This window comes from Tumidithrix elongata BACA0141, from assembly GCF_036349135.1.
Classification (GTDB): domain Bacteria; phylum Cyanobacteriota; class Cyanobacteriia; order Pseudanabaenales; family Pseudanabaenaceae; genus Tumidithrix; species Tumidithrix elongata.
In genome coordinates, this window is record NZ_JAZBJZ010000152.1 from 1 (window position 1) to 9,961 (window position 9,961).

General features: G+C 46.5%; 7 protein-coding genes. 1 reads left to right on the forward strand and 6 read right to left on the reverse strand.

All coding sequences use genetic code 11. The features are described 5' to 3' along the window. The 3 genes from V2H45_RS23210 to V2H45_RS23220 form a co-directional block, all read right to left on the reverse strand. On the reverse strand, positions 1–1,590 hold a 1,590-nt coding region (locus tag V2H45_RS23210; protein WP_330486068.1), incomplete at its 3' end, for a PAS domain S-box protein. Between the two features lie 311 nt (positions 1,591–1,901). After that, a complete protein-coding gene (locus tag V2H45_RS23215; protein WP_330486069.1) occupies positions 1,902–3,587 on the reverse strand; it encodes a CTP synthase in 1,686 nt (561 codons plus the stop codon). A 176-nt stretch (positions 3,588–3,763) separates the two neighbouring features. After that, positions 3,764–4,726 (reverse strand): glycosyltransferase family 9 protein, encoded by a 963-nt coding sequence (locus tag V2H45_RS23220; RefSeq protein WP_408648880.1) that lies wholly within the window; start codon positions 4,724–4,726, stop codon positions 3,764–3,766. Positions 4,727–4,875: 149 nt separating this feature from the next. On the opposite strand from V2H45_RS23220, the gene ribBA reads away from it, so the two are divergent. Further along, complete coding sequence (ribBA, locus tag V2H45_RS23225; protein ID WP_330486071.1) at positions 4,876–6,504, forward strand: bifunctional 3,4-dihydroxy-2-butanone-4-phosphate synthase/GTP cyclohydrolase II; 1,629 nt, start codon at positions 4,876–4,878, stop codon at positions 6,502–6,504. Positions 6,505–6,707: 203 nt separating this feature from the next. On the opposite strand, the gene purB is transcribed toward ribBA, so the two are convergent. The 3 genes from purB to V2H45_RS23240 form a co-directional block, all read right to left on the reverse strand. After that, positions 6,708–8,003 (reverse strand): adenylosuccinate lyase, encoded by a 1,296-nt coding sequence (gene purB, locus V2H45_RS23230; protein ID WP_330486072.1) that lies wholly within the window; start codon positions 8,001–8,003, stop codon positions 6,708–6,710. A 183-nt stretch (positions 8,004–8,186) separates the two neighbouring features. Beyond that, positions 8,187–8,708 (reverse strand): hypothetical protein, encoded by a 522-nt coding sequence (locus V2H45_RS23235; RefSeq protein ID WP_330486073.1) that lies wholly within the window; start codon positions 8,706–8,708, stop codon positions 8,187–8,189. A gap of 250 nt (positions 8,709–8,958) precedes the next feature. Then, a complete protein-coding gene (locus tag V2H45_RS23240; RefSeq protein ID WP_330486074.1) occupies positions 8,959–9,780 on the reverse strand; it encodes a hypothetical protein in 822 nt (273 codons plus the stop codon). Between the last annotated feature and the right edge of the window lie 181 nt (positions 9,781–9,961).

Sequence of the window (9,961 nt, forward strand, 5' to 3'; positions counted from 1 at the left end):
GGAAGAGGAAAACCCTGTCCACAACTTGTTTTTATTTCCCAACAACTCTAATAACTCCTGCGAATCGCGAGTGCGGACAATTGCTTCATTGGCATGACTCAAAAAAGTATGTAGTAAATTAGAACGCTCTAGCTGTCTTTGCAATTTAAGAGCATTGGTGATATCTCGCACAAAAGCAAAAAATTGTCCTTCGCCTTGAGAGAGATAAGTAATCCCAATCTCAACATCAAGGAGGTCTCTATTTTTAGGCTTCCACTGCTGATTAAAGCGATCGCATACTTTTGCAATTAAATCGGTCATAAAGGAGTCAGGATTTGACGTTTCCATGACTGCTAGGTCAAAGATGCTTAAATTTAGTAGCTCATCACGACTATAGCCTGTGAGCGAGGATAGTGATGTATTCACTTCAAGAAATCTACCATGGCGATCGAGTAGGGCAAAGCCATCAATCGAGGTCTCGATCGCCGTGACATAACGGGACGCATTTTGTTCGATCTCAATCGCACTTTCGAGGGCAAGTTGCTGCTCTAAAGTGAGGAGCGATAGTTTGCTCGATCTCCATAATTGTCGGAAGATTACACCAGAAATCATAATTAATAAGACCATGAAACCAGAGATCGCAAAGATCAACTGGTGCAAGGGGGAATCAGCCTCTGCGATATCGATTTTAGATATCATGATCCAAGGAGTTCCCTTTACAAAACGGGCAGCACCGATAACTGGAACCCCGCGATAATCAACAGATTTTAAGAGAGGTTCAGTTGCCCTTATCGCTTTAGCAGCTAGCAGATTTGGATCGGCTGAAGTTCGGGTTAGGACTAATGCAGTATTCTCTTGATGTTGTAGCGGATTGAGGTAACGGATAAGATTTCCTTCTTGGCGCACAAGGAGAGTTTCAGTAGAAGTGCTACTTGTCGGCCATCGTTGTATCAATGGGAATAGATACTCTGCGGGATCGGCTTCTAGGTAAACAGCACCTAAAAAAGGGTCGTATAGATTTAAATTGTCATATATAGGAGCAATTACACCATAGTTGATCGCTTTACCTGTTTTGGTGTCGTGCCAATGCAAATCGACTAACTCAGCATTTTCTGTGACTATCTTGTCTTGGATTTTTTTAAATGTTGCTAAGACTTCGGCAGATATCTCAGCGTCTCGCTCGGAATACCAAACCGCACGCCCAAATCGGTTGAGCAAAATAATACGTTTGTAATTATATTCACGTTGCGTGTTTCTTACCGCCTGTTGCATGACTTGCCACTGACGTATCGTTGTTTCATCTTTGCGACCAGTCTCAATTGCTCTGAGTACATCAGCTAATGAGGGTCGTCCAGCTAATATACGGGCATCGCCTTTGCGCTCGTAAACCCACCGCTCGATTTGGTTAGCCTTTAAATCAGCGATCGCCAAAAGATTTTCCTGCGTATTTTGGGTAATCTTCTCTCCAAACCATTGAAATGCAACCCAACCACCGCCAACAATGCTCACAACCGCGATCGCTAAACCTGCAAGTAGATTCCGCGAAAAAACTTGGTGCTTTTTTTTACCTATTTGCGAAGATTTAGGTTTGCTACTTTGCCCAGCATTCATAAGCCTATAAGCCCACAAAATTGCAGTTCCAAACAGAAAATCTATACAGACTTTGAATATGACACTTTTTACTGAAAGTGGTCTTGTACTTATCGATTACTACGTTTAGAGCCCCTTCTAATACAAGAAGAGTAAAGCTTTACAGCTTGAGATTTGCAAATAAGAAATTTTTCTTAACAGATGAGCATTTGGTAATCTACGCTAACAATCACTAAATTTGCGATCGGCAATTGAGAAGCGCTATACCTTACCTGCTTAAACACAGCTATAGAAAAGAGGCATGCACCCTTCTCTATAGCTTAAAGACTTACTCAGGTTTGCATTTGTTTCTCATCTTGCAAAGAATGGATTCCATTGAGAGACTCTTCGAGCTGCGATCGCTCTAGGGGGCGATGCTTTTGTTTGTAGTCGAGCGCCGCTTGCACGAGTCCTTGGAATAATGGATGGGGCGTACTTGGGCGCGACTGGAATTCAGGGTGGAACTGCGTGGCAATAAAGTAAGGATGATCGGGCAACTCGATCATTTCCACCAGTCTGCCATCAGGCGAGGTTCCACTGACCATATAACCAGACTCTAGGAATAGCGTGCGATAGGCATTGTTAAACTCGTAGCGATGGCGATGGCGTTCGTAGATGACGGAATCTTGATAGAGGCGACTCGCTAGCGTATTCGGTACGACACGGCAAGCATAGAGTCCCAAACGCATGGTTCCGCCCAAATCCACAACATCATGCTGTTCGGGTAGCAAGTGAATCACTGGATTATTCGTATCGGGGTTAAACTCGGAACTATTGGCATCCTCTAAGTGAGCGACATTTCTACCCCAATCAATTACGGCGCATTGCATACCCAAACAGAGTCCCAAAAATGGAATCTTTTGCTCTCGTCCATAGGCAACGGTGGCAACCTTACCATCCACACCGCGAATCCCAAATCCCCCTGGTACGACGATCGCATCCACATCTTGCAAGAATCTCTCTGCCCCAAAGGTTTCCACATCCTCAGAGTTAATCCAGCGAACGTTCACGGCACTATTGAGCGCTACTGCCGCATGGCGTAGGGACTCAATCACAGAGAGATAGGCATCGGTAAGACGAACGTACTTCCCGACGATCGCAACTTCAACTGTATGTTCGGGACGATAGAGACGGTCTACCAAAACTTGCCAATTGCGCAGATCGGGCTGACGTTGTTCCATACCCAAGAGATTGAGCACCTGCTCCGCCAATCCTTCTCGTTCTAAAATTAACGGAACTTCGTAAATCGTTTTGGCATCCTGCCCCGTAATCACGCATTCTGGGGAAACGTTACAAAACTCCGCCACTTTATCCTTAAGACCTTGCGATAGGGGGCGATCGCTGCGACAAACCAAGATATCCGCTTGAATCCCAATCGACTGAAGTTCCTTAACAGAGTGCTGCGTGGGCTTAGTTTTCATCTCTCCTGCGGAGGCAATCCAAGGCATCAGCGTTACATGCATGTAGAGAACATTTTTGCGCCCCACATCCTTGCGAAACTGCCGAATCGCTTCCACAAATGGCAGAGATTCAATATCCCCAACCGTACCGCCAATTTCGGTAATCACAAAATCAGGGTTCGTGTTAGTGGCAACACGACGAATTCTCTCTTTAATTTCGTTGGTGATGTGCGGAATCACCTGTACCGTGCCCCCCTGATAATCGCCGCGTCGTTCTTTATTGATTACGGCTTGGTAGATTGCCCCCGTGGTGACATTATTGAGCTTTGACATGGCGGTGTCCGTAAAGCGCTCGTAGTGCCCCAAATCGAGGTCGGTCTCTGCCCCATCTTCGGTAACAAACACCTCGCCATGCTGAAACGGACTCATCGTGCCCGGATCGACATTGATATAGGGGTCGAGCTTTAAAATCGATACGGAATAGCCTCTAGACTTGAGCAGTCTGCCTAAACTAGCCGCCACGATGCCTTTACCGATGCTGGAGACGACTCCGCCCGTTACAAATACAAATTTTGTCATGACAATTTTGCAACCCCAATCGACACAAATAAATTTTTTGTTCTAGCGCCTGCTTTACAGGAATTACCCCACCCTAACCCTCCCCTTGCAAAAGGGAGGGAACAAGATCTCTGATTTTCCCCCTTTACAAGGGGGAATTAAAGGGGGTAAGTCCAATTTACAAATTCGCAGAATTCCTAATCTTGCCAAATTTTTGCTAAGACATCTTGAGGAGCGATCGCAGCGATCGGTTTCCCTTCAGGAGCTTTGACAAATTTAATTTTAGGATCGTTCAGAGGTAAGAGCTTTTCTGGCGAAGTAGGTCCAAATAAAGCCACCAGAGCCGTTCCCACGGCAACACCCAGATGCATGGGCGCACTATCCGTACAGAGCAGCAAATTTGCGGCAGCAATGACAGCGGCAAGTTTACCAATATCTGGCGGTGAAATCACCAGAGCTTTAGGGAGCTTTGCCGTAAGTTTGCTGACTAACTCAGCATCCTCAGGTCCTTTAAGAATCACAATCGGCAACTTGGGTAGTTTCTCTTGGATATCTTGGGCGATCGCCACCCAACTATCCACAGGATAAATTTTATCGATGCCCTTTTTGATCGCTAAGGCACTCGAACCACCATGAATCAGAATATAGCCATTGGTAATCCCTAAGCGCTTTTGCTCGTTGGTTGCCCAGTCAATATCGGTTTTGGCGACATTAATTTTAATCGGCGGGCAGGGGACGTTAATATCAAAGCCTTTGAGCAGGTCGTGATACATGGCAGCCGCATACTGATTGGTATTTAGGGGAACCGCTTGGCTCAGCAAATAATCGCCCTGTCCCGCAAAGGAAACTCGCTGCGGGATGCCCGTTAGCCACAATAAAAATCTCACAGAAAACCGCTGCCCCAGAGAGACAACCGCGTTGTACTCCTGATCGCGAATGCTGCCGAGCAAGTTGCCAAAATCCGCCAGACTATTACGGTCTTTATAATCAAACGTTAAAACTTTCCTGACTGAGGGACAAACCTTGTATGCACCAATCACGCGCGGCTCGACCACAACATCGATCGCAGCTTGAGGATATTGCTGTTTAAGGGTTTCTAGAGTAGGGAAAAATAGCAATTGATCGCCAACTCCACCCGGAACTAATGCCAGCACTCGCATCATGTTTTTTGTTGCATCTCTAAAGACCTAAGTAATGATACCTCAATCGGTATAGGCGATTTAGGGTTAGAAAATACACAAATGCTAAATTTCCCAGTTTTCTAACTGCTCCAAACTATAATTATGAGTAAGACTAATGAGATAAAGCTTTGTCCCAGTTTCAGTTTGATTCCATAACCGATGCCCTTGACGATCTAAAAGCGGGCAAATTAATTGTTGTCGTTGATGACGAAAATCGTGAAAACGAAGGCGATCTAATCGGGGCAGCGCAGTTTGCCACGCCCGATATGGTCAACTTCATGGCTGTGTATGCGCGGGGCTTGATTTGCCTTGCCATGACCGGCGATCGCCTCGATCGGTTAGATTTACCCCTAATGGTCGATCGCAACACCGATAGCCAACAAACAGCATTTACGGTGAGCATTGACGCCGCTGTGGGCACGAGCACAGGCATCTCTGCTGAAGACCGATCGCGCACGATTCAAGTGGCGATTCATCCTGAGACGCGCCCAAATAGCTTGCGCCGACCGGGGCATATTTTTCCTCTGCGAGCTAAACAGGGTGGGGTACTCAAACGGGCAGGTCATACCGAAGCCGCTGTAGATTTAGCACGCATGGCAGGTCTTTACCCTGCGGGGGTGATCTGCGAAATTCAAAATGATAATGGCTCGATGGCGCGTTTACCTGAATTGATCGTGTATGCCAAACGCCACAACCTCAAATTAATTAGCATTGCCGACCTAATTAGCTATCGGCTAGAGCACGAACGCTTTGTGCATCGAGAATCGATCGCCACCCTACCCTCATTATTCGGCGACTTTAAGGTATATGCCTATCGCAATAGCCTAGACAATACCGAGCATTTAGCGATCGTCAAAGGCAACCTCAGTGAGTTTAGCGATCGCGAAGTCATCGTGCGGGTACATTCTGAGTGCCTGACGGGGGATGCCTTGGGGTCTTTGCGCTGTGACTGTCGGGCGCAATTGCAGAGCGCGCTCAAAATGATTGAATACAATGACTCTGGCATTGTGATTTACCTGCGCCAAGAAGGGCGAGGCATTGGTCTGATTAATAAAATCAAAGCCTATTCTTTACAAGATCAGGGCTTTGACACCGTGGAGGCAAATGAAAAGCTAGGGTTTGCCCCCGATCTGCGTACCTATGGCGTGGGCGCTCAGATTTTGCATGACCTAGGCGTGCGAAAAATGCGTCTGATTACCAACAATCCCCGTAAAATTGCAGGCTTAAAAGGTTTCGGCATCGAAGTTGTGGGGCGTTTACCTCTACTGATTGAGACCAACGAATATAACTTCCGCTACCTTGAAACCAAGGCAGAAAAGATGGGGCATTTACTCTTGCAAACCAAGCTAATTACCCTATGGATTCGTTGGCAAGAAACAGCCGATCTGGCGACAAGTTTAGATAAACTGCGATCGCTGGCTAGCGATGCCGATCTGCTTTTACAAGAGGTTTCTTCAAGTCCTTTCCCCGAAAAGTTTACTGCCCCATCATCCACGGCCCAAGCAACCACGATCGTGCATTTAGGTTTCGATCGAGCCAATATGGAAGCGGAAGCATGGTACAGCCAACCCGATCATCCTTACCGCCAGGCGGTGTCAACCCTGTTACAACAAATCAGCCAGTGGCTTCCCGTTCAAGAGTTGCGCTTCTTTATTGACTCGGAAGGCGATCGGCAATTTTTAGATACAGAAATCGTAAGCTTAGATTCTAAAAATCAAGCAGCTTGGCAGTTGGATGAGATTTATCGGTTTGACTAGTGTTCTGTCAAGAATTTTTTAAGGGGTTGAAAACCTTCAAAAAACACCCAAAAACCTTCTAGATTCCATACAACCATCACCGAATCGTTGACGAACTACTAGAAAGATTTTCGAGATAGCGATCGCCAAAATACTTTTTAAAAAGCAGAGCGATCGCTAAACAAATGCGTAATTCCCCAAAATTCGACTTACGGTGCGATCGCTTAGATGCCCAACCTTTGATAGATCTGGTCGAGATTTTTGAGGTGCTTTTGCGGATCGAAACAAGCATTTAGCTCTTCAGTCGATAAAAGGGATTTTACCTTCTCATCTTCGCTAATCAGCTTGCGAAAATCACCATCAGCCTTATTCCATGCTTGATGCGCGCATTTTTGCACGATCGCATAGCTATCTTCTCGACTTAGTCCTTTGCCCACTAGGGTCAGTAGCACCTGTTGGCTAAACACCACACCACCATAGCAGTTGAGATTGCGCTCCATATTGTGGGAATGCACCAGCAGATTTTTGATCAGGTCAGTGGTTTCCACCAACATATAGTGAATCAAAATACAGGAATCAGGCAAAATCACCCTTTCTGCCGCACTGTGGGAGATATCCCGTTCGTGCCAGAGTGCGACATTCTCTAGGGCAGTCATAGCATTGCCGCGAATTACCCTTGCCATACCCGTAAGACGCTCTGATCGCACGGGGTTGCGTTTGTGAGGCATGGCGGATGAGCCTTTTTGTCCGGGCGCAAAAAATTCCTCTACTTCCAAGACATCAGTACGTTGCAAGTTGCGAATTTCTACAGCAAAGCGCTCGATCGAGGCTGCCAACAATGCCAACACCTGCACAAACTCAGCGTGGCGATCGCGAGAAATTACCTGAGTCGAAGCACAGTCAGGCTTTAGTCCTAGCCTCTGGCATGTAAGCGCCTCAATGCGCGGATCGACATTGGCGTAGGTTCCCACCGCACCTGAAATTTTGCCGATCGCAATACTTTTGGTCAGGCTCAAGAGGCGATCGCGATGACGCAATACTTCGGCCAACCAGCCTGCTAATTTAAAGCCAAACGTAATCGGTTCGGCATGAATGCCATGGGTTCGCCCCGCCATAATCGTATAGCGGTGCTGCTGGGCTTGATAGCGAATTGCCTGAGATAGGGCTTCGACCTGTGACTGAATGACGGCAAGGCTATTCACCAACTGAACTGAAAGAGCCGTATCTAAAACATCCGAACTAGTTAGCCCCAAATGAATATAACGTCCTGCTTCACCAACATGCTCGTTGACATTGGTTAAAAAGGCAATCATGTCATGACGCACTTGAATTTCCAGTTCGTTGATCCGCTCTGGTTCAAACTGAGCTTTGGCTTTAATCTGCTCGACTGCCTCGGCGGGAATATACCCTAACTCTGCCTGTGCTTCGCATACAGCAATTTCAACGTCCAGCCAGGTTTGGAACTTATGCTGCTCAGTCCAAAGACGACCCATTTCTGGCAATGTATATCGCTCTATCAAGATTTAGTTCTAAAAATAAGTACAACGTCTTAGTCTATCAAATCGTCTTAGGTGATTTTGTGACGATATACCCTTTTCTAAGCACGACCATCTTTTGTTTTTACAATGCGATCGCGCTCAAGACTGCAATTCCTGAGTTTTTGCCGAATTATATCCCCATCACAACGCCCCAAGTAGCTTCACTTAAAAACGGATCTGGCTATTGTGAATGACACCCATTTCACCACAGGCATCTGTGTAGTACCAACTGCCCACCGAACCATAGGTCGTGATTCTTTGACGGGTGGGAATCGAGCAGATAATGCTACCATTCGGTGTGGCGCGAACGTTTGATGGCGGATCGATTACCCATGCCGAGCGCCCAGATGTAACGCCTCGGGAATCAAAGGTACAAACGACATCTAGCATTCGGCTTGTTGCTTGCGATTGCGGTCGATTGACTTGCCGTTCGGGAAAAGTCGTCCATGTCCCTGCTTCGCAATTTGCCTGAGCCTCAATGCGCTCTCCACCTAGAGAATAGACAAAATCAACACTGCGATAACTAGCTCTAGAGATCGAACACAAGTCCACAAGAACGCTTTGACCCGTAACCGCCGAGCCTGCGTAGTAATTGCATCCCTGCGCAGCGCTAGGTGAGCTATCGACCGCTAACATGGCAGCATTCAAGACACAAAACAAACCCAAAATTTTGACAAGAGGTTTCATCGCTAAGTCCCCCGATTACGCTCTATATTCTTCAGCTTCTCACAGAATTTAGAGCAATCACGCTAAAGTTTGCCTATCCTCATTATTCTTAAGCTAACTTTAGGTTTGGCTTTTGTCTATCTGGGGATAAATTTTAAAAGAGAATTTAGCGATTTTCCATTGCGAAGATTATGAAGCGATCGCATCTTTATCTATGGATGCGATCGCTTCATTGAATCCCCATAGAAGGTTTATGGAATTTTAGCCCAAGTCACTTCTGCCAATTTTTACGATTGGGATAAATGTCATTAGGAATTCCCAACTCGGCATCGCCAGAATTTACATTGGGATTAGGCGAAGAACTGGGAGGATTCACCGCAGGAACTGGGCGCGATGGAACTGCAGGCATAGCGCTCGGCAAGGGTCGCGTCGATCTGCTAGGGGTTTGGGTAGAAGTTTGAGGGCGTACTTCCAGTATTTGCCGATTAGACACTTCATTCATGCTGGCTTGCGCGATCGCTCTAAAAGGCTGAATGGCTTCAATGGCAATCACCTGCTCTCTCAGTTCCCTCGTGTCATATTTGATTAGGGTTACAGCTCTCAGATCGAGATCTGGCAGAGCATTTGTCGAAGTACCTAGTTGGCTGGCAATTTCGTCAATAGAAACGATCTCCACGGGGGGAGTCAGACTACCCGCTGTTTTCGGCAATAGCCTTGCACCCGTACTGCTATAGAGATCGACCCAACGCCCTTCTCGTCCTACAGAAAGTTGATAGACAACGTTGGCATATTTGGTGACAGGCTTATTCAAAACATCTAACTGAATCCCAATTCCCAAGAACCTCCCACTATTGTCAAAGACACGCAGCAATCGCACGCCTGTATTCCATGCTTGCGAATTTTGGGCAACGATTACCGTAGAAGGAAGCATCGTATCGGTGGTCTCAGCTCTGGCATTCTCTATCCCAAAGCGATCGCTGGAAACAATCGTTACAGTTGTCGCCACTAGTGCGAGCATCGCAACTTGGGAAACCTTACATAGCTTCATAATCCCTGATGAACCAGTCAAGCCACAGCTAGAATTGAATTTCATGAGTTTCAAGTCAAATTCTCGTACTTTTCAATAACCCTACAATAACAGTCAGACTTTGCCCATAAGTCAAAGTTCCCACAAATTTCCAGCAGGCTGAAATCCATTCGTTTCTGTAGAAGCGAAAACTCTATAGGGCACCTCTAAAAATCAGTCAGAGACGAAAAACGAAAATAAAAAGAGA